General features: G+C 72.6%; 14 protein-coding genes. 9 read left to right on the plus strand and 5 right to left on the minus strand.

What is annotated here, in order from left to right; all coding sequences use genetic code 11:
- The first annotated feature begins 145 nt into the window (after window positions 1-145).
- Both ABZ646_RS05155 and ABZ646_RS05160 read left to right on the plus strand, forming a co-directional pair.
- Complete coding sequence (locus tag ABZ646_RS05155; RefSeq protein WP_360513096.1) at window positions 146-772, plus strand: hypothetical protein; 627 nt, start codon at window positions 146-148, stop codon at window positions 770-772.
- A 94-nt stretch (window positions 773-866) separates the two neighbouring features.
- Window positions 867-2,471: a serine/threonine-protein kinase gene (locus tag ABZ646_RS05160; RefSeq protein ID WP_360513098.1), complete on the plus strand. Its 1,605-nt coding sequence runs from the start codon at window positions 867-869 to the stop codon at window positions 2,469-2,471.
- Between the two features lie 30 nt (window positions 2,472-2,501).
- Here the strand turns inward: ABZ646_RS05160 and ABZ646_RS05165 are convergent, their stop codons facing one another.
- Window positions 2,502-4,415, minus strand: a complete 1,914-nt coding sequence (locus tag ABZ646_RS05165) for a glycosyltransferase family 2 protein (RefSeq protein ID WP_360513100.1) — start codon at window positions 4,413-4,415, stop codon at window positions 2,502-2,504.
- A 133-nt stretch (window positions 4,416-4,548) separates the two neighbouring features.
- Between ABZ646_RS05165 and ABZ646_RS05170 the strand changes: the two genes are divergently transcribed.
- From ABZ646_RS05170 to ABZ646_RS05180, 3 genes are all read left to right on the plus strand, one after another.
- On the plus strand, window positions 4,549-5,463 hold the full coding sequence (locus ABZ646_RS05170) for a serine/threonine-protein kinase (protein WP_360513102.1): 915 nt from the start codon (window positions 4,549-4,551) through the stop codon (window positions 5,461-5,463).
- 104 nt (window positions 5,464-5,567) lie between these two features.
- Window positions 5,568-7,193, plus strand: a complete 1,626-nt coding sequence (locus ABZ646_RS05175) for a succinic semialdehyde dehydrogenase (protein WP_360513104.1) — start codon at window positions 5,568-5,570, stop codon at window positions 7,191-7,193.
- Between the two features lie 107 nt (window positions 7,194-7,300).
- Window positions 7,301-9,079, plus strand: a complete 1,779-nt coding sequence (locus tag ABZ646_RS05180; protein WP_360513106.1) for a GMC family oxidoreductase — start codon at window positions 7,301-7,303, stop codon at window positions 9,077-9,079.
- Between the two features lie 114 nt (window positions 9,080-9,193).
- Here the strand turns inward: ABZ646_RS05180 and ABZ646_RS05185 are convergent, their stop codons facing one another.
- The gene (locus tag ABZ646_RS05185; RefSeq protein ID WP_360513108.1) at window positions 9,194-10,225 is read right to left on the minus strand and encodes an LAETG motif-containing sortase-dependent surface protein; all 1,032 of its coding nucleotides are present in this window, start codon (window positions 10,223-10,225) and stop codon (window positions 9,194-9,196) included.
- A 186-nt stretch (window positions 10,226-10,411) separates the two neighbouring features.
- Here ABZ646_RS05185 and ABZ646_RS05190 point away from each other — a divergent pair, with 186 nt between their 5' ends.
- On the plus strand, window positions 10,412-11,572 hold the full coding sequence (locus ABZ646_RS05190; protein ID WP_360513110.1) for a hypothetical protein: 1,161 nt from the start codon (window positions 10,412-10,414) through the stop codon (window positions 11,570-11,572).
- Between the two features lie 605 nt (window positions 11,573-12,177).
- On the opposite strand, the gene ABZ646_RS05195 is transcribed toward ABZ646_RS05190, so the two are convergent.
- Entirely contained in the window at window positions 12,178-12,498 is a 321-nt protein-coding gene (locus ABZ646_RS05195; RefSeq protein ID WP_360513112.1) for a chorismate mutase, read from the minus strand.
- Window positions 12,499-12,786: 288 nt separating this feature from the next.
- Here ABZ646_RS05195 and guaA point away from each other — a divergent pair, with 288 nt between their 5' ends.
- Window positions 12,787-14,367: a glutamine-hydrolyzing GMP synthase gene (gene guaA, locus ABZ646_RS05200; protein ID WP_132892992.1), complete on the plus strand. Its 1,581-nt coding sequence runs from the start codon at window positions 12,787-12,789 to the stop codon at window positions 14,365-14,367.
- Between the two features lie 28 nt (window positions 14,368-14,395).
- Here the strand turns inward: guaA and ABZ646_RS05205 are convergent, their stop codons facing one another.
- Entirely contained in the window at window positions 14,396-14,875 is a 480-nt protein-coding gene (locus ABZ646_RS05205; protein ID WP_360513114.1) for a pyridoxamine 5'-phosphate oxidase family protein, read from the minus strand.
- A 139-nt stretch (window positions 14,876-15,014) separates the two neighbouring features.
- On the opposite strand from ABZ646_RS05205, the gene ABZ646_RS05210 reads away from it, so the two are divergent.
- Window positions 15,015-15,809 (plus strand): class II aldolase/adducin family protein, encoded by a 795-nt coding sequence (locus ABZ646_RS05210; RefSeq protein WP_360513116.1) that lies wholly within the window; start codon window positions 15,015-15,017, stop codon window positions 15,807-15,809.
- A gap of 50 nt (window positions 15,810-15,859) precedes the next feature.
- On the opposite strand, the gene ABZ646_RS05215 is transcribed toward ABZ646_RS05210, so the two are convergent.
- Window positions 15,860-16,747, minus strand: a complete 888-nt coding sequence (locus ABZ646_RS05215; protein ID WP_360513118.1) for a DUF4429 domain-containing protein — start codon at window positions 16,745-16,747, stop codon at window positions 15,860-15,862.
- Window positions 16,748-16,935: 188 nt separating this feature from the next.
- Between ABZ646_RS05215 and ABZ646_RS05220 the strand changes: the two genes are divergently transcribed.
- Window positions 16,936-18,213 (plus strand): hypothetical protein, encoded by a 1,278-nt coding sequence (locus ABZ646_RS05220; protein WP_360513120.1) that lies wholly within the window; start codon window positions 16,936-16,938, stop codon window positions 18,211-18,213.
- Window positions 18,214-18,219 lie beyond the last annotated feature (6 nt).

Below are 18,219 nucleotides of genomic sequence, written 5' to 3' on the forward strand. Positions count from 1 at the left end.
CCCGGCTGATCGCGGGGCGCCGCCCCGGGGAGTGGGCGGGCAACCTCGCGTTATTGCTGTTGTTGCTGCTCTTGCGGGGCCGGGCGGCGGGGCGCCCGCCGCCGCGCAGCCACGGCGGCGTCGGCTGCGCACGCTCGCGCTCGTCGTGGCCCTGGCCGCGCTGATCGGCGGTGGCGCGGCCGTGGCACTGCAGAAGTGGGACTCCGGACAGCGGCAGGACGACTCCGGCAACGTCGCGCCGGCCACGTCCGGTTCGTCCTCGCAGGGCGCCACCTCGACCCCGGACGGCGCGGTCCCCACCGACTGGGTGACCAAGCACGACCCGCTCGGCTTCAGCCTCTCCCTGCCCAAGGGCTGGAAGCGGAGTGTCTACGGCATCGACGGCGACCTCAAGCAGATCGACTACACGCCCGACGACGGCAAGCACTTCGTGCGCATCGCCGTCGACAGCTCACCCGACTTCTCCGACGCGCTCGCGCACCAGGAGGACCTGGAGCAGCAGCTGCACAAGCTGGTCGACTACCACCGCGTGACCATGGAGAAGAACCTGTACCGGGACCGGCCCGGGGCGGTGTGGGAGTACACCTGGACCGCGCTGAAGAAGGACCCGCCCTATGTGCCGGGGCCGCGCCGCGCGATCGAGGAGACGTACTACTCGCGGGACGGCGTCGAGTACGCGATCTACATGTCGTCGCCGGCGAAGGACTGGGCGACGGCGAGCAAGCAGTTCAAGTGGGTGCTGCAGACCTGGGATCCGGGGACGTCGGGCTGAGCCGCCACCGGGCACCCCGCCCGGGCGCATCGGCCGTGCGTCTTGGCCGGACGCAGTCCGGAAGCCGAGCGTCCGGTGCGGCATCATGGGCCTCATGGTGAATCCGGGGGACGACGCCGTACGTCTGGTCGCGGGGCGGTATCGCCTGGGGGCGCGGCTCGGACGCGGCGGCATGGGCGTCGTGTGGCGGGCCACCGACCAGCTCCTGGGGCGGGAGGTCGCCGTCAAGGAGCTCACCGTCGACGACACCCTCTCCGACGACGACGCGCGGCTGCGCCGCGACCGCACCCTGCGTGAGGCGCAGGCGGTCGCGCAGCTGCACCACCCGCACATCATCGTCGTCCACGACGTGGTGGAGGACGGCGGACGGCCGTACATCGTCATGGAGCTGATCGACGGCGGTTCGCTCGCCGACCGGATCTCCCGGGGCGGCCCGGTGGACGTCGCCGAGGCCGCGCGGATCGGGGCCGACCTGCTCGGCGCGGTGCGCACGGCGCACGAGGCCGGAGTGCTGCACCGGGACATCAAACCGGCGAACGTGCTCGTCGAGGCCGGTACGGGGCGGGTCGTGCTCACCGACTTCGGCATCGCCCAGGTGTCGGGCGCCACCACGCTCACCGAGACCGGTTCCTTCGTCGGCTCGCCCGAGTACACCGCGCCGGAGCGGATGTCCGGCTCCCGGTCCGGCCCGGCGTCCGACCTGTGGTCGCTGGGGGCGCTGCTGTGCGCGGCGCTCAGCGGCGAGTCGCCGTTCCGGCGCGACTCGCTCGGCGGGATCCTGCACGCCGTGGTCTCCGACGAGATCCGGCCACCGGCCCAGGCGGAGCCGCTGCTGCCCGTCGTACGAGGGCTGCTGGAGCGGGATCCCGAGCGGCGGCTGGGCGCGGCGGAGGCCGAGCGGATGCTGCGCGGGTACCTGGACACGGGGGCCGTGGTGGCGCCGGCGCCGACGGGGGGCGCGGGCGTGGTGTCGTACACGCCGACCCAGCGGGACGTGCCACGGCCGCCGGTGCCGGGCGCCGCGCCGCGCTCCTCCGCCACGCGCGGGCTGCTGGTGGCCGCGCTGCTGGTCGCCGCGGTGGCCGGGGCGGGCGTGTCGGCGGCGACGCTGCTGTTCCACGGCGGCGGGGACGGCGGTACGCCGGGTCCCGGCGCCACGACGGCCGTCTCCGCCTCCTACACGTCGACCGCCGCACCCGCCCCGTCGTCCTCCTCGGCGCCCGCTTCCCCCGCCCCGCCGGCCACCGGCAACCGCACCGCGCCCTCCGGTTACCGCTTCGCGCAGGACCCGGCCGGCTTCTCGCTGGCCGTGCCCGAGGGCTTCACCCGCGATCCGCAGGGCGAGCGCGTCTTCTACCTGTCGCCGGGGCAGACCTTCCGGCTCGGCATCAAGGTGTCCGAGTCGCCGACGGGCGGACCCGGAACGGTGATGCGGCGGGCGGCGGCCGAGGGACCGAGCACCAACCCCGGCTACCACGACGGCCGGGTCACCGACACCACCCACTCCGGACACCCGGCCGCGTTCTGGGAGTTCACCTGGAAGGGCTTCAGCGCGACCGAGGGGCCCCGGCACACCTACGACCTCTGCTGGGAGGAGAACGGACGGCTGTACGACGTGTGGGTGTCGGCTCCGGTCGGGAAGGTGCGGGAGGCGCGGGAGTACTTCGACGTCGCGGTGGACACGTTCGCGGCGGGATGAGCGAGGGGCCGGAACAGGAGACCGGACCGCTCAGGACGTGCGCCGCACGCGCCGCAGGCCGTCCGTCGCCGCGTCCATGAGACGGCGCGTCGGGCGGGCCCGGTACGACGGACCCTCCAGGCGCTGCACCGCACCGCCCCTGACCACCGCGTACGCGATCGGCGCCGACGCCTTCGGGAACGTGACCGGATGCCGGCCGGTGGGCAGTTGCAGGCGCGCCGGCAGCCGCAGCCGGGCCGTCCCCGCCTCGGGGACCAGCTCGGCCTGCACCGTCACCGTGCCCACGCCGACCTTGATCCGGGCCGGAGCGCCGGTCGCCGCCGCGACGTAGGGCAGCGCGAGCGAAGACCCCTCCCCGCGCGCCGGGTTCGCCGCCGCCGCCTCCGCAGTGTCCGCCCCCACCTTCCGCTGCCGCTGGTCGATGTCCAGGGCCAGCTGGCCGCTCCCCGTCCAGTACGGCAGCGCCAGCCGCCCGCCGGTCACCGCCGGACCGGCGGCCGGGCTCCCCGGCGTGCCCCCGCCCGTCACCCGCACCATCCGGTCGATGCCCAGCAGCTGCGCATACACCCACACGTCGTGCACCCCGCGTTCCAACGGCCGCCCACCGGCGAGCCGCTCGGGATCGAGGCGCAGCCGTCCGGCCGCGACGAGCTGACCGCGCCCGTCGCCGAGCGGCCGGAGACCCACCTCCAGGTCGCCCTCGGGGTACCACCAGTCCTCCCGGTCCCGGTCCTTGACCACCAGTTCGGCGTAGGCCAGCCGGAAGGGATCGCGGACCTCCCAGCCGTCCTCGGTCCCCGGCACCCCGGCCAGCAGCTCCGGGTCGAGCCACTGCTTTCCGTCCCGTTCGACGAGGACGAGGGGCTCGCCGTCGCCGCGCACGAGGCCGAGGGTGACGTCGGCGACGAGACGGCCGTCCTCCCAGGCCGGCGTCCCGACCTCGCAACGCGCCGTGACCTGGCGGACGCGCTCGGCGAGGGCGACGGCTCCGTCGAAGTCGCCGCCTTCGAGGAGTGCGGCACGGAGCCGGGAGACCGCGGGCAGCCCTTCGCGGACGGCCGCGGGGAACTCCGTCACCGCCAGCTCGCGGGCCGCCTCGAACCGCGCGCGCTGCTCGGCGGGGTCCTCGCGGAGGATCTCGGGCTCGCGGGTACGGGAGAGGACCTCGACGTGGTACATGCGGTGCAGGAGACGGTTCTGGAGGGCGTCGAGGTCGTCGGAGGGCCGGGTGCCGTCCTTGATCTGGCGGACGACGGTGCGGGTGTTGGCCCAGAAGCCGTGCCGCGGGTTGAAACGGTGCTGGGTGTTGTTGCCGCCGTCGTCCCGCTTCATCCAGTAGTAGCAGGGGTAGTCGGCGAGCACGGAGATCCGCTCGGCCTTGAGGTAGGCGGCGCTGACGAAGAGCAGGTCCTCCAGGATCCACGGCCCTTCGGGGAAGCGCAGGCCGTGCTCCTCGACGAAGGCCCGCCGGAACATCTTGTGCGGCGACATGCTCTGCATGAGCTCGTCGTTCTCGATGGTGCAGGTGTCGACGGTGTGCCGGAACAGGCGGCGGGGCCGGACCATGGTGCTGGACATCTTGCCGAGGACGACGTCGGCGTCGTTGCGTTTCGCGTGCTCGTACAGCCGCTCCAGGGCCTCGGGCCCGAGCGTGTCGTCGTGGTCGACGAACTGGATGTACTCGCCGTTGGCGTGCCGCATCCCGAGGTTGCGCGGGGCGCCGGGCCAGCCGGAGTTGGGCTGGGTGTGCACCTGGACGTTGGGATGCTCGCCGGCGATCCGCTCCAGCCGGGTCAGTGTGTCGTCGGTCGAGCCGTCGTCGACGTAGATGACCTCGTACTCGTCGGCGGGCAGGCTCTGTCCCAGCAGCGACGGCGCGCACTCGTCGACGTACTTCCCGGTGTTGTAGGTGGGAACGATGACGCTGACCTTGACTCTCGGCATTCCTGGGACTTTACCGGCCGGTCGCGGGACGGATCGGGGCGCGTCGTCCGGTGGCGGCGGTGCCCGCGCCGGCCCACGGCCCTGTGACCGCGCCGCTTCGACAACGGCATGGTGCGCAAGGTACTCATGTGACATGAGCGAAGACGGCGAACGGCCGGTCGAGGGACGTCTGATCGGCGGGCGTTACCGGCTCGCCCGGCCCATCGGCACCGGGCCGGCCGGCACCGTGTGGCGCGCCCGTGACGAGCAGGACGGGCGGCACGTCGCCGTCAAGGAGCCGCGGCTGCCCGGCGGCGCCGACGACGAGGAACGGCAGCGCGCCGCCCACCGCCTGCTGCACGAGGCCCGCGCCGCCGCCCGCGTCGACCATCCGGCCGCCGTCGCCATTCACGACGTACTCCTCGACGGCGAACTGCCCTGGACCGTCATGGAGTTGGTGGAAGGGCGGTCCCTCGACGGGGTCCTGGCCGCCGACGGGCCGCGGCCGGCCGCCGAGGCCGCCCGCATCGGGCTCGCCGTCCTCGGCGCGCTGCACGCCGCCCACTGCGTCGGGATCGTGCACCGGGACCTCAAGCCGTCCAACGTGCTCCTGGCGGCGGACGGCGAGCGCGTCGTCGTCACCGACTTCGGCACCGGCTCGGGGCAGGGTCTCGGCGGCTTCGCCGCCCCGGAGTACGGCGAGGAGCGCGGGGCCGCCGGGCCGGCCTCCGACCTGTGGTCCCTGGGCGCGTTGCTCCGTGCCGCCGCGGGCAGCGCGGACGGCGCTCTCGGGAAGCTGCTCGAACAACTCCTCGCGCCGGACCCCGAGGCCCGCCCGTCGGCCGCGGACGCCGCCGAGGTGCTGGCCCAGGCCGCCGGAGTGGACCTTCCGCAGTGGGTCACCGAGCCCCCGGCACCGCCCGCGCCCGCTCCGGACCCCTCCCCGGCGCCCCCGGCCGCACCGGACCCGGAGGCCGCCGAACCCCGCCGCCTCACCCCCCTCGCCGCCCTCGGCCTGCTCCTCGCCAAAAAACCGGAGCGCGCTGATCGTCCCCGCCCCACCTCCTGATCAGCGCATTCGCTGCCAGTGATCACTGGCAGCGTGGGTGTTCTCCGTGAAACCGGGTTACCCACGGGTACCCAAAGGCCCCGCCGCCGCATACCCTGCGGCACATGACGGACTCGCAGGCCCCGGCGCACGCACCGGCCCCCACCGGCACGAACCCCCTCGCCCCCGCCCCCGTAGGGGCCAGAACGGCCGCCGACGTGGTCACGCCCGAGTTGGTCGCCCAGCTCACCAAGGGCGTCGTCGGCTCGGGACGCACGGCCAATCACACGCCTTTCACCGGCGAGAAGCTGGCCGACCTCCCCGAGTCCACCCCCGAGGACGTGGCGAAGGCCTACGAAGCGGCCCGCGCCGCCCAGGCCGTGTGGGCGAAGGTGCCGGTACGGCAGCGCGCCGCCGTCCTGCTCCGCTTCCACGACCTGGTCCTCCAGCGGCAGGCCGAGGTCCTCGACCTCATCCAGCTGGAGACCGGCAAGGCCCGCCTGCACGCCCACGAGGAGGTGCAGGCCGTCGCCGTCGCCTCCCGCCACTACGGCCGCAAGGCCCCCTCCTACCTCCGGCCCAAGCGGCACGCCGGCGCCATGCCGACCCTCACCAAGGTCACCGAACTGCGGCACCCGCGCGGTGTCGTCGGGCAGATCGCCCCCTGGAACTACCCCCTCGAACTCTCCGTGGGCGACGCCCTCCCCGCCTTCGTCGCGGGCAACGCGGTCGTCATGAAGCCGGACACCGAGACCTGCCTGACCGCACTGTGGGCGCGTGACCTGCTCATCGAGGCCGGCCTGCCCGCGGACGTCTTCCAGGTCGTCCTCGGCGAGGGCCCGGTCGTCGGACCCGAGGTCGTCCGGCACGCCGACTACGTCTCCTTCACCGGCTCCACCCGCACCGGCCGCGAGGTCGCCCAGGGCGCCGCGGCCCGCCTGGTCGGCGTCTCCCTCGAACTCGGCGGGAAGAACGCGATGCTGGTCCTGGACGACGCCGACATCGAGAAGGCGGCCGCCGGCGCGGTCCGGGCCTGCTTCTCCTCGGCCGGCCAGCTCTGCATCTCCATCGAGCGGCTGTACGTCCACGAGTCGATCGCCGACGCGTTCGTGGAGCGCTTCGCCGCCCGCACCAGGGCCATGCGTCTGGGCCGGTCCCTCGCCTACGGCGCCGACATGGGCTCCCTGGTCGGCGAACGGCAGTTGGAGACGGTCACCCGGCACGTGGCGGAGGCCGTCGAGAAGGGCGCGACCGTCGTCGCCGGCGGCACCGCCCGCCCGGACATCGGCCCCTACTTCTACGAGCCCACCATCCTCGACGGCGTCGAGGACGCGATGGCCGTCTGCACGGAGGAGACCTTCGGCCCGGTCGTCTCGATCTACCGCTTCAGGACGGACGACGAGGCGATCGAGCATGCCAACGGCACGCCGTACGGCCTCAACTCCTCCGTCTGGACGAAGAACGGCAGCCGCGGCCGCGCCGTCGCCGCCCGCCTGCGCACCGGCACGGTCAACGTCAACGAGGGCTACGCCCCCGCGTACGGCAGCGTCCAGTCCCCGATGGGCGGCATGAAGGACTCGGGCCTCGGCCGCCGCCACGGCTCGGAGGGCATCCTCAAGTACACGGAGGCGCAGACCGTCGCCCAGCAGCGCCTGCTGCCGATGGCCCCCGCACTGGGCATGGACGACGAGAAGTACGCGGCCTTCATGAGCACCAGTCTCCGGGTGATGAAGGCACTGAGGCTGCGCTGAGAGGCGCCCCGAAGGGGCGCTGGGGGCACCCCCCGGCCGAAGGCTGGGGGAGGAACTGCGCGAGCAACCACGACTCACCCGCACGCGAAACTCGACGAGGAGCACCCGTGCCCCAGGACACCTACGACTACGACGTCATAGTCGTCGGCTCAGGCTTCGGCGGCTCCGTCACCGCCCTGCGCCTGACGGAAAAGGGCTACACCGTAGGCGTCCTGGAGGCGGGCCGCCGCTTCACCCGCGACACCCTCCCCAAGAACTCCTGGGACATCAAGAACTACCTCTGGGCCCCCCAGCTCGGCTGCTACGGCATCCAGCGCATCCACCTCCTCGGCAACGTCATGGTCCTGGCCGGCGCGGGCGTCGGCGGCGGCTCCCTCAACTACGCCAACACCCTCTACGTCCCGCCGAAGCCCTTCTTCGACGACCCCCAGTGGCGTGACATCACGGACTGGCAGGAGGAGCTGGCGCCGTACTACGACCAGGCCCAGCGCATGCTCGGCGTCCGGCTCAACCCGACGATGACCCCCTCGGACCTCCACCTGAAGGCCGCCGCGGAGAAACTCGGCGTCGGCGACACCTTCCACCTCGCCCCGGTCGGCGTCTTCTTCGGCGACGGCAAGGACGCCGACGGCGAGGCCGAGGCGGCGCCCGGCGACCAGGTCGCCGACCCCTACTTCGGCGGTGTGGGCCCCGCCCGCAACGCCTGCACCGAGTGCGGCGAGTGCATGACCGGCTGCCGGCACGGCGCGAAGAACACCCTCAACGAGAACTACCTGCACCTCGCCGAGCAGGCGGGCGCGGTGGTCCACCCGATGACCACCGTCGTCTCCGTCACCGACGACTCGCAGGGCGGCTACGCGGTCGCGACCCTCCCGACGGACGACAGGAAGAAGGCGAAGGGCCGGGTCTTCAAGGCGCGCCGGGTCGTCGTCGCCGCCGGCACGTACGGCACCCAGACCCTCCTGCACCGGATGAAGGCGGGCGGACAGCTGCCGTACCTCTCCGACCGGCTGGGCGACCTCACCCGCACCAACTCCGAGGCCCTGGTGGGGGCCCAGACCGACGACCGCCGCTACCGCAGGGCGCACGGCGCCCCGCGGGCCGACTTCACCAGGGGCGTCGCGATCACGTCCTCCATCCACCCGGACGAGAACACGCACATCGAGCCGGTCCGGTACGGCAAGGGCTCGAACGCGATGGGCGGCCTGTCGATCCTCCAGGTGCCCTACGCGGAGGGCTCCTCCCGGGTCCTCGGCTGGCTGGCGAACGCTGCCCGCCATCCGCTGCTCGTGCTGCGCTCGCTCTCCAACCGGCGCTGGTCGGAGCGGACCATCATCGGTCTGGTCATGCAGTCGCTGGACAACTCCCTGACGACGTACCTGAAACCGGACGGCGTCGGCAAGGGCCTGCTCACCGCCCGGCAGGGGCACGGCGCGCCCAACCCCAAGCAGATCAGGGCGGCTTCGGAGGTGGCCACCGTGCTGGCCGCCGAGATCAACGGCTTCGCCGGCAGCAACGTCGGCGAGCTGATGGGCACCCCGCTCACCGCCCACTTCCTCGGCGGCTGCCCGATCGGCGACTCCCACGAGACCGGGGTCATCGACCCGTACCACCGGCTGTACGGCCACCCGGGCATCTCGGTCGTGGACGGCGCCGCCGTCTCCGCGAACCTGGGGGTGAACCCGTCCCTGACCATCACGGCGCAGGCCGAGCGCGCGATGTCGTACTGGCCCAACAAGGGTGAGCCGGACCCGCGTCCGCGGCAGGGCGAGGCGTACCGGCGCCTGCGGCCGGTGGAGCCGCGCGAACCGGCGGTCCCGGCCGAGGCGTTCGGTGCCCTGCGGCTGCCGTTCCTCGGCATCCCGGCCGTACCGCCGAAGAAGTAGCCGTCCCGAAGGCGAGCGTCCTGGCAGCGAAAAGGGACCTGAGCCCCCCTCCGAGCCCAGGTCCCTCTTCATCGGTGCGCGGCCGCCGCGCCGCGGCGGCCGGCGCGACCTTGCCTATGCGTCCGCGCCGGCCTTGCGGCGCCGCACCACGAACACCGCGGCCGCGCCGGCCACCACGGCGGCCCCGCCGACCAGGCCGATCACCGGGAGCGCCGAGCTGGAGCCGGTCTCCGCGAGGTTGCCGGTCGGCAGGTCGGCGACGTTGCCCTGCGGCTTCTTCACGGAGTCCTTGCCGCCGCTGTCGCCCGGCTTGGCGGTACCCGGGTCGGGGTTGGACGAGCCGGCCTTGAGGACCGTGAAGTCGTACTGGGCCCAGCCCTCGGCGATGCAGTCCTGGCCGTCGACCTTGTCGAGGTAGGCACCGGAGCCGAAGGAGTAGGCGTCACCGGCGGGCGCCTTGGCGTCGATGGAGACGCGCAGGTCGACCGACTTGCTCGCGCCCGACTTCAGCTTCTCCACGTAGAAGAAGTAGTCGCCGGCCCAGTCGTCGCTGCCGATCCGGTCCCAGGAGCCGCTGTCGGGGTTCTTGAACTCCAGGTCGACGTACGGGCTGAGGTACTTCGACTCGTCCAGCTCGTAGTTCTCGATCTCGGCGTAGAAGGCGACGCCGTCGACGTCGGCCTTCGACTCGTTCGTCACGGTCAGCTTGAAGGCGTGGAAGCCGTCGCCCGCGACGATCTTGCCGGGCAGGCCCTTGATGTCGGCGGACACCTTGGCGTTGCCGAAGTTCTCGTCGAGGTCCTCGCAGTACGGCACGTCCGGGTCGGACGGGTCCTCGCTGGGCTCGGCCGACTCGGAGGGCTCCGTCGAGGCGGACGCGGAGGCAGAGGCGGAGGCGCTGGGGCTCGCGCTGTCGCTGGGCGGGGCGGAGGGCGACGCGGACTCGGACGGCGACGCGCTGTCGCTCGGCGGGAGGGAGTCGGACGGGGTGGGAGACGCGGGCTCGCTGGGTATCTCGCTGGGCGCGCTCTCCGTCGCCGTCGGCGACGCGGTGTCCTCCGCGAACGCGGCCGGTGCGGACAGCAGCGCGAGCGGTGCGAGGGCAGCCGTGGCGGCTGCCGCGGCCATGGCGCGACGAAGCTTCATGAAGGACCCCGTTGACTCAGGTGCGGCGGGCGGATGTAACCGCTGGTTCCGGTGATGTGACCGGTGAATCCTGTGAATGGTTGCCTCCGCATTCACAGAATTCTTATGTGACGGTCGTCACTTCACTTCGTCGTTCGGTGGGGTGGTTATTCTCACCCCCGTCAAGCGGCCGAGCGAGAGAGTGCCATGTCTGACAGACGGTCCGAGCAGTCGTCGGGGGACGAGCCGTCGTCCTCCTCTTCCCTGCCCGACGAGGTGTGGGAACAGTTCATGCGCGACACCGAGCGGGACATCCGCAAGTCCGCTCCGAAGGAGCCCTCCGCCCGGGCGCGCGAGGTGACCGAGCGGCTCAAGGGGCGCAAGGGGGAGCCCGAGGGGTGGCGGACCGGCCCCGCCTGGCAGGAGATGAACGGGCGGGCGGCCAGACGCCGTAAGGGATGGGCACTCGTCGGCGTGCCGCTGGCGATCGCCGTGGCCGTCGTGGCGATGCGGCCGTCCCTGATCCCCGGTGACCCGCTCGGCTCGCTCACCGGCACGTCCTCGGACCCGGACACGGCCACCTCGGCGCTGCCCGCCGAGACCGCCGCGCCCACCGCCCCACCCTCCGCGGCCGCCCCGGGCAGCCCCACCCTCGCCCACCCGTTCGCCGGCTCACCGGCGCTGCGCTGGGCCGACGGCGCCGCCGGCATCGTGCTGCCGAAGGCCACCGCGCTCGGCGTGATCCCGAAGGCCCGCGTCGAACTGGCCCTCCAGCAGACCAAGAAGCTGCTGGTCGACGCCAACCTCAACCCTGAGGTGGTGGCCGGTGGCCGCCCCGAAACCGCGCTTTCGGTGCTCGACCCCCAGCAGCCGGGCGTGCTCGACGACCTGAACACCTCACTGCGCGACCCCAGCAGGACCCACGACCCGCTGTTCCTCTTCAGCCGCTTCGACGCGAAGGAGATACGGCCGGCCGGGAAGGTCGTCAAGGTGCGCGGCCGGATCACCTTCGAGAAGGGCAAGTTCGAGGGCGTCGCCGTGCACGCCGACTACACCTTCGTCTACCCGGTGGTGCGCGCGGACGGCTCCACCGAGGTCGCCCGCACCATCGTGCGCCGCGTCGTCGACACCGAACTCTCCGACCCCGCGCACTACCGGGTCACCCCGGGCCGGCTGAACCTCCTGCGCTACGACGAGTCCGCCGGCAACTCGTCCTGCGGCGTCCACGACGGTTACCTGCACCCGCAGTTCCCGTCCCAGGCGTCCACCGGCGGCGCCGACCCGACCGGTCCCTCGATCGACCCGTACGACCGCAGCCGCGCCCTCGACGAGGCGCCGAAGGGGTGCAACGTGGTCAGCCGTACGTGACCCGGGGGCTCTCGCGCGACGTGGGTCTCCGCAGCAGGCGAAGGGCCCCGCGGGACGGAGCCGCGGGGCCCTTCTTCGGTCAGCACCGACGTCAGGGCAGCGCCGGTGCCTGGAAGCGGCGCCGGGGGGTTGCGCCGCTGGTCTCTGTGCCCTGTACCACCGTCCGTACTCGGGTCGGCGCCCGGCGCGCTCGGGACGTACGGCAGGTCCCGACCTTTGGCGGACGGCCGGCACACGGCAATACCGTTGCCTGAACTGGGACTTGGGAACTGTGAAGGCCTCGGTGGCCTTCTCTGCATCGTGCTGGATGTCCGCGGCCTCCGCAACCGTTTGACCCAGCCCTTGTGCATTTTTGCAATTTTCCGCCGGTCGGCCCCGGGCGTCCCCGGAGCCGGCCGTCTTTGGGTGACCGGGCTGCTGTCCCCTGCCGTCCGGTCACTTGACTGGAGCGAGGTCCCACGACGCACGGCACGTTCCGTACGTCTCATCGCCCCAGCGAGCCACGCGTGGTTCTTTCGGGCCCGCCCCTGGCTGGCACGGACACCCCACCAACGAGGCGGCCCGGGTGCCGGTCACGCGCCGTACGGGTGAGAGCCGTACCGAACTCAGATACGCCCCCGGCACAGCTCCAGCAGCGTCATCGCGAGGGCCGTGCCGGGCCTGCCGAGCGCGTCGCTCCAGTGGCCGAGGACCTCCATCTCGCGGGAGAGGTTCACGCGACGGCCGCCGGAGGCGATCCGGGCCTCCTGGACGACGGCGGAGACGGCCATCCGTTCCTGGATCAGGCCGATGATCCGGTCGTCGAGCGCGTCGATGCGCTCGCGCGCACCGCTGATCACACCGGCGGCCTCGGGGGTGCGGGCACCGGTCACATCGAGAGCGGTCGTGTCGGTGGCGGTCGTGCAGGTCGTGTCGGTGGCGGTCATGGCGGGGCTCCTCGTCTGCGGGGGGGGGCGCCCCGGACCGGCACGATCCGGAGAAACACCAGGCGCCCCGGACCTTGTCGGCCCGGGGCGCCTGGGGAAGTCGCTTGTCAGTTGCTCAAGCAGCACGACCATGGCAGCCGGTGGGCCGGTCGCCATAGGTAAACAGGAAGGTCGTCTGGGTGAGCATGGGGGCGAGTATGCCACAGAACCCCGATCCGGGAGCCGTCCCACCGTGCCCCGTTAGAATCGATGGCACAGACCCCCGCCCAGACCGCCGGAAGGCACCCCGTGTCATCAGCGACTCCCGCTGCCGCCGCTCCCGACACCGTCCTGGTCGTCGACTTCGGCGCGCAGTACGCCCAGCTCATCGCCCGTCGCGTCCGCGAGGCCCGGGTCTACAGCGAGATCGTGCCCAGCACCATGCCGGTCGCCGAGATGCTCGCCAAGAACCCGGCGGCGATCATCCTCTCCGGCGGCCCCTCGTCCGTGTACGAGGAGGGCGCCCCCCGCCTGGACCGCGAGCTCTTCGAGGCCGGCGTCCCCGTCTTCGGCATGTGCTACGGCTTCCAGCTGATGGCCCAGGTCCTCGGCGGCACCGTCGACAACACCGGCGCCCGCGAGTACGGCCGTACCGACCTGCACGTCTCCAAGTCGGCCTCCACCCTGTTCGAGGGCACCCCCGCCGAGCAGCACGTGTGGATGTCGCACGGCGACGCCTGCTCCGCCGCCCCCGAGGGCTTCGCCGTCACCGCGTCCACGGACGTGGTCCCGGTCGCCGCCTTCGAGAACGACGAGAAGAAGCTCTACGGCGTCCAGTACCACCCCGAGGTCATGCACTCCACGCACGGCCAGCAGGTCCTGGAGCACTTCCTGTACCGCGGCGCGGGGCTCACGCCCTCGTGGACCACGGGGAACGTCATCGAGGAGCAGGTCGCGGCGATCCGCGAGCAGGTCGGCGACAAGCGCGCCATCTGCGGCCTGTCCGGCGGCGTCGACTCCGCCGTGGCCGCCGCCCTCGTCGCACGCGCCATCGGCGACCAGCTGACCTGCGTGTACGTCGACCACGGTCTGATGCGCAAGGGTGAGACCGAGCAGGTCGAGAAGGACTTCGTGGCCGCGACCGGTGTCAAGCTGGTCGTGGTCGACGCCGAGGCGCGCTTCCTCGAGGCGCTGGCCGGCGTCTCCGACCCGGAGCAGAAGCGGAAGATCATCGGCCGCGAGTTCATCCGGGTCTTCGAGCAGGCCCAGGCCGAGATCATCGCGGACGCGGGCCCGGCCGTGGAGTTCCTGGTCCAGGGCACCCTCTACCCGGACGTGGTGGAGTCCGGTGGCGGCACCGGCACCGCGAACATCAAGTCGCACCACAACGTCGGCGGCCTGCCGGAAGACCTCGAGTTCAAGCTGATCGAGCCGCTCCGCAAGCTCTTCAAGGACGAGGTCCGGATGGTCGGCCAGGAGCTGGGCCTGCCGGAGGAGATCGTCCAGCGCCAGCCGTTCCCCGGTCCGGGCCTCGGCATCCGGATCGTCGGCGAGGTCACGAAGGAGCGGCTGGACCTCCTGCGCGACGCCGACGCGATCGCCCGCGAGGAGCTCACCGCCGCCGGCCTCGACCGCTCGATCTGGCAGTGCCCGGTGGTCCTGCTCGCGGACGTCCGCAGCGTCGGCGTCCAGGGCGACGGCCGCACCTACGGCCACCCGATCGTGCTGCGCCCGGTCTCCTCCGAGGACGCCATGACGGCCGACTGGTCCCGCCTGCCGTACGACGTCCTCGCGAAGATCTCCACCCGGATCACCAACGAGGTGCGTGACGTCAACCGCGTCGTCCTCGACGTCACCTCGAAGCCGCCGGGCACCATCGAGTGGGAGTAGGCCCCGTTCTCGTGGGGCTTCTCAGGGCTCAGGTGCGCTTGACCGTGCGCACCGGTCCGCCCGGCCGCCAGGTCTCGACGACCAGGTACGGGTCCTCGACGTAGGTCCGCACGACCTCCGTCAGCTCGGTACGGAAGAGGTGGAACGGCCCCTCGGGCGGTTTCACCTCTTCCGCGTACGGCCCCTTCACCGCCGGGTCCGTCACCTCGTACGCCCGGCCGCTGATCCGTACGTCCCCGGTGCCGCCCATCGCGGTGCCCTCCCCGGGGTTGGCCTGGAGCGCGAACCTCGGATCCCGCAGCAGGTCCAGGGCCTTCACCGAGTCCGGCATCATGCCGAACCGGAGCTCTCCGTCCAGGAACTGCACCTCCAGACCCGAGGTGCGGGGGGAGCCGTCCTTGCGGAGCGTGGCGAGGACGTGGTGGCGGTAGGGGGCGAAGCGCTCCTGTGCGGTGTGCGCCAGCTCGGGCGCGGCGGCGGCGAAAGCCGCCCAGTTCGTACGCGTCATGAGTGCCAGTCTCGTGGCGATACCCGACATCTTCTGTCGTGAATTGCTCGCGTGCGTCAACTTTACGGAACAGCTCTGTTTTCCTGCACTGACCGGCGGTAACTTCCGCCCGTAACACAAACCCAGTGCTGGAGGACCTATGCACGGGCCGACCCCGCCCCTGCCGCTGCCCACCGATCAGCTCCGGTTCGCGATGCCGCCGATGCACGACTCGCTCGACGACGAGCGCCGGCACCGCAAGGAGCGGCTCGCGGGCGCGCTGCGGATCTTCGGCCGGGCCGGGTTCGAGGACGGGGTGTCCGGGCACATCACCGCCCGTGACCCCGAGTACTCGAACTGCTTCTGGGTGAACCCCTTCGGCATGCCGTTCCGGCACGTCACCGTCAGCGACCTCGTCCTGGTCAACCAGGACGGCCAGGTCATCGAGGGCCGCTACCACGTCAACCAGGCCGCCTTCACCGTCCACGCCCAGGTGCACGCGGCCCGCCCGGACGTCGTCGCCGTCGCCCACTGCCACTCCGTGCACGGCCGCGCCCTGTCCGCCCTCGGCGACCTGCTCGACCCCATCAGCCAGGAGAGCTGCGCCTTCTACGAGGACCACGCCCTCTACGACGCCTACACCGGTGTCGCCGTCGACGCCGAGGAGGGCCGCCGGATCGCCGCCGCCCTCGACTCCCACAAGGCGCTGGTGCTGCGCAACCACGGCCTGCTGACCGTCGGCGACTCGGTGGACGCGGCCGCCTGGTGGTTCCTGTCCATGGAACGCTCCGCGCAGGTCCAGCTGACCGCGAAGGCGGCGGGCCGTCCGCTGCTCATCGACCACAAACTCGCCGTCGCCACCCGCGAACAACTCGGCGGCGACCTGGTGGCCTGGATCAACTACCAGCCTCTGTGGCAGGACATCAGCCGCAGCGAACCGGACCTGTTGAGCTAGCCGCTCCTGCGGATTCGGAGCCCCCGCGGGCCCCGGGCGCGGCGGACGCTTCAGAAGCTCCGCAGCACCGCGGCCTTGGTCAGCACGAACTCCTCGTCGGTGAGCACCCCGTCCCGGTGCAGCTCGCCCAGCTCCCGCAGCCGGCGCAGCAGCATGTCGTGGTGGTCGGCCGGCCGGCGCGGCGCGGCCACCGGCGGCCGGTGCCGGTCCGCGCACGTCGCCCCCGGCCGGGTCGAGGGATGCGGCAGCCGAGCCGTGACCGCGGCCGCGACCAGCGCCGTCAGCAGATCGCGGCGGACACTGCCCCACAGGTCGAGCGCGTACGGGTCGCGCTCCGCCGGCAGTTTCGAGAGCACCGTCTCCCGGGTCGCGAATCTCAGGCAACCGTCCTCGTAACCGGTGTTGGGCCGCCACTCCACCCGCACCAGGTCGCCGACGCCGATGATCCGCGGCCCGGTCGCCCGCTTCACCCGGTCCGAGGTGTCCGCCCAGTCGATCCGGACCTGTGTACCGTCGAAGGACACCGTCCCGTCCGAGGACCGCACCGACACCGGCACCGGCGGCCCCGGCAGCAGATACCCCGTCGTCGGCTCCGTGGGGACCTGGTCCAGCAGCAGCGACTGCCGGATCTCCGCCACGACGTACTCGGCCATCCCGGACCGGTCCCCGTCCACCGTCAGCCGATACGGATCCGCCGCCTCCGGCAGCCGTCCACCGGTCGCCTGCAGCAACGGGTCCGCGCCCTCGCGCAGCCGCATCCTCAGCCGCCCCCGCCTGCGCTCCGCCTCGTACACCACCCCGGACACCGCCTCCAGGGGCACTGCGATCTCCCCGTAGGTCTGCCGGAACAGCGGTACGGAGCGGTGGCGTCCCGGCGTGATCCGGATCGTGCTGCCGTCGAAGGCCCAGGTCCCGTCCCGCTGGATGATCTCGGCCATGGGGGAATTCTGGCAGCCGGGTCAACCTGTCTTCCGTACCTTCACTCGTCGTGACCAGCCCAGCGACCGAGAACGCCGTGGCGTAGGGCACAATTCGCTCTCGACACAAGGGAGTTGCACGGCGTCGTCCGGCCCCGGGGAGGGCCCTGCGCGCCGTGCCCCGGGCGTGGGGAAGGCAGGCGTCGGGCGTGGCGGTGCAGGAGGCGAGGCAGGGCACCGGTTCGGGTGTCCACACAGGCGGCTGCGCGTGCGGGGACTGCCCGCACGGCGCCCGCGAGGGGCACCGGCGGGCGGTCGCCGAATTCCTCCTCAAACGCGACGAGTTCGCGGCCGGCCAGGGGCTGCCTGCGGCGGTGGCCCACTCGGTCTCCGCCTCCCGCCAGTGGGTCTCGGAGGAACTGACCCAGTCCGCCGAGGCCGTCGCCGACCGCGGCCGGGCCGAGGGCGAGGCCTGGCTCGCCCGTCTCTGGCTGCGCACCGTGGCCACCGTGTGGGGCGCCGTCCTGGTCCTGCTCCTCGGCCAGGCCCTCACCGCGATCGGCGCAGGCTGGACCAGCGCCCGCACCGCAGGGCTGCTCGCCGCCGTGGTGGTGGCCCTCGCCGTCACCGCCGCCTCCTGGTTCCACCGGGCGCGCGGCGGGGTGCTCGCACCCGTCATCGGCGAGGACAACCGCATGTCCACCTCCCGCACCGTCGCCGCCTCCTGGGTTCTCCTCGTCGCCTACGCCGTCCTCGTCCTGGCCGGCCGCCTGGCCGCCGCCTCCTCTCCCGCCGACCGCGACGCCCTCATCTCCGGCCTCGACCTGTCCCGTGGCGCCGGCGTGGTGACCGTCCTCGCCGTGGTCAGCGGTATCGCCGTCCTGGTGCGCCGGGTGGTCGGGCTGCGGATCCTCGGCCAGCGCCTGCAGAAGGTCCGCGCCCACCGCCCCCGCGCCGCCGACCTGCTCACCGACGACGCGGGCCGGGGCGCCTTCGCCGACATCCAGTACGCCGTGATCAGCGCCGTCGCCCTGGTCTTCGCCGCCGTACGTCTCGCCCGCCGCCCGGACCAGCTCCCCGACCTGCCCTGGGGCCTCGCGGCAGTGGTACTGATCTCCGCCGCGACCTACCTGGCCGGCAAGTACGCCGACGGCGGCCGCCCGGTGATCCTCTCCGTCGTCCGCGCCCGCGAGGCAGGTGACCTGGACGCCCCGATCCGCACCGGAGACGACATCGAGATCCGCGGCACCGGCTTCGTGCCGCCCGGCGCCCAGACGGCCGACCGCCTTTCCCGCATGGTCGTCCGCATCGGCGCCGTCAACGTCCACGTCCCCCTGGTCCCCGTCACCGGCGGCTTCAGCAACCCCACGGACGACGTCCTCACCGTCCCCGTACCCGCCGAGGTGGAGCCGGGGTCGGTGGAGGTCCAGGTGGTCACGGCGGCCGGGGTGGCCACGAACCGGTGCGTGGTCGAGGTGGCAGACTGAATGAGG

Origin of the sequence: Streptomyces sp. NPDC007162 (assembly GCF_040634175.1) — a bacterium.
Classification (GTDB): Bacteria; Actinomycetota; Actinomycetes; order Streptomycetales; family Streptomycetaceae; genus Streptomyces.

Excerpts from the sequence above, each read along its gene's own strand:
- ABZ646_RS05160 (WP_360513098.1), top strand. The coding sequence starts at position 867 with ATGGTGAATCCGGGGGACGACGCCGTACGTCTGGTCGCGGGGCGGTAT.
- ABZ646_RS05165 (WP_360513100.1), bottom strand. The coding sequence starts at position 4,415 with ATGCCGAGAGTCAAGGTCAGCGTCATCGTTCCCACCTACAACACCGGG.
- ABZ646_RS05170 (WP_360513102.1), top strand. The coding sequence starts at position 4,549 with ATGAGCGAAGACGGCGAACGGCCGGTCGAGGGACGTCTGATCGGCGGG.
- ABZ646_RS05175 (WP_360513104.1), top strand. The coding sequence starts at position 5,568 with ATGACGGACTCGCAGGCCCCGGCGCACGCACCGGCCCCCACCGGCACG.
- ABZ646_RS05185 (WP_360513108.1), bottom strand. The coding sequence starts at position 10,225 with ATGAAGCTTCGTCGCGCCATGGCCGCGGCAGCCGCCACGGCTGCCCTC.
- ABZ646_RS05190 (WP_360513110.1), top strand. The coding sequence starts at position 10,412 with ATGTCTGACAGACGGTCCGAGCAGTCGTCGGGGGACGAGCCGTCGTCC.
- ABZ646_RS05195 (WP_360513112.1), bottom strand. The coding sequence starts at position 12,498 with ATGACCGCCACCGACACGACCTGCACGACCGCCACCGACACGACCGCT.
- ABZ646_RS05205 (WP_360513114.1), bottom strand. The coding sequence starts at position 14,875 with ATGACGCGTACGAACTGGGCGGCTTTCGCCGCCGCCGCGCCCGAGCTG.
- ABZ646_RS05210 (WP_360513116.1), top strand. The coding sequence starts at position 15,015 with ATGCACGGGCCGACCCCGCCCCTGCCGCTGCCCACCGATCAGCTCCGG.
- ABZ646_RS05215 (WP_360513118.1), bottom strand. The coding sequence starts at position 16,747 with ATGGCCGAGATCATCCAGCGGGACGGGACCTGGGCCTTCGACGGCAGC.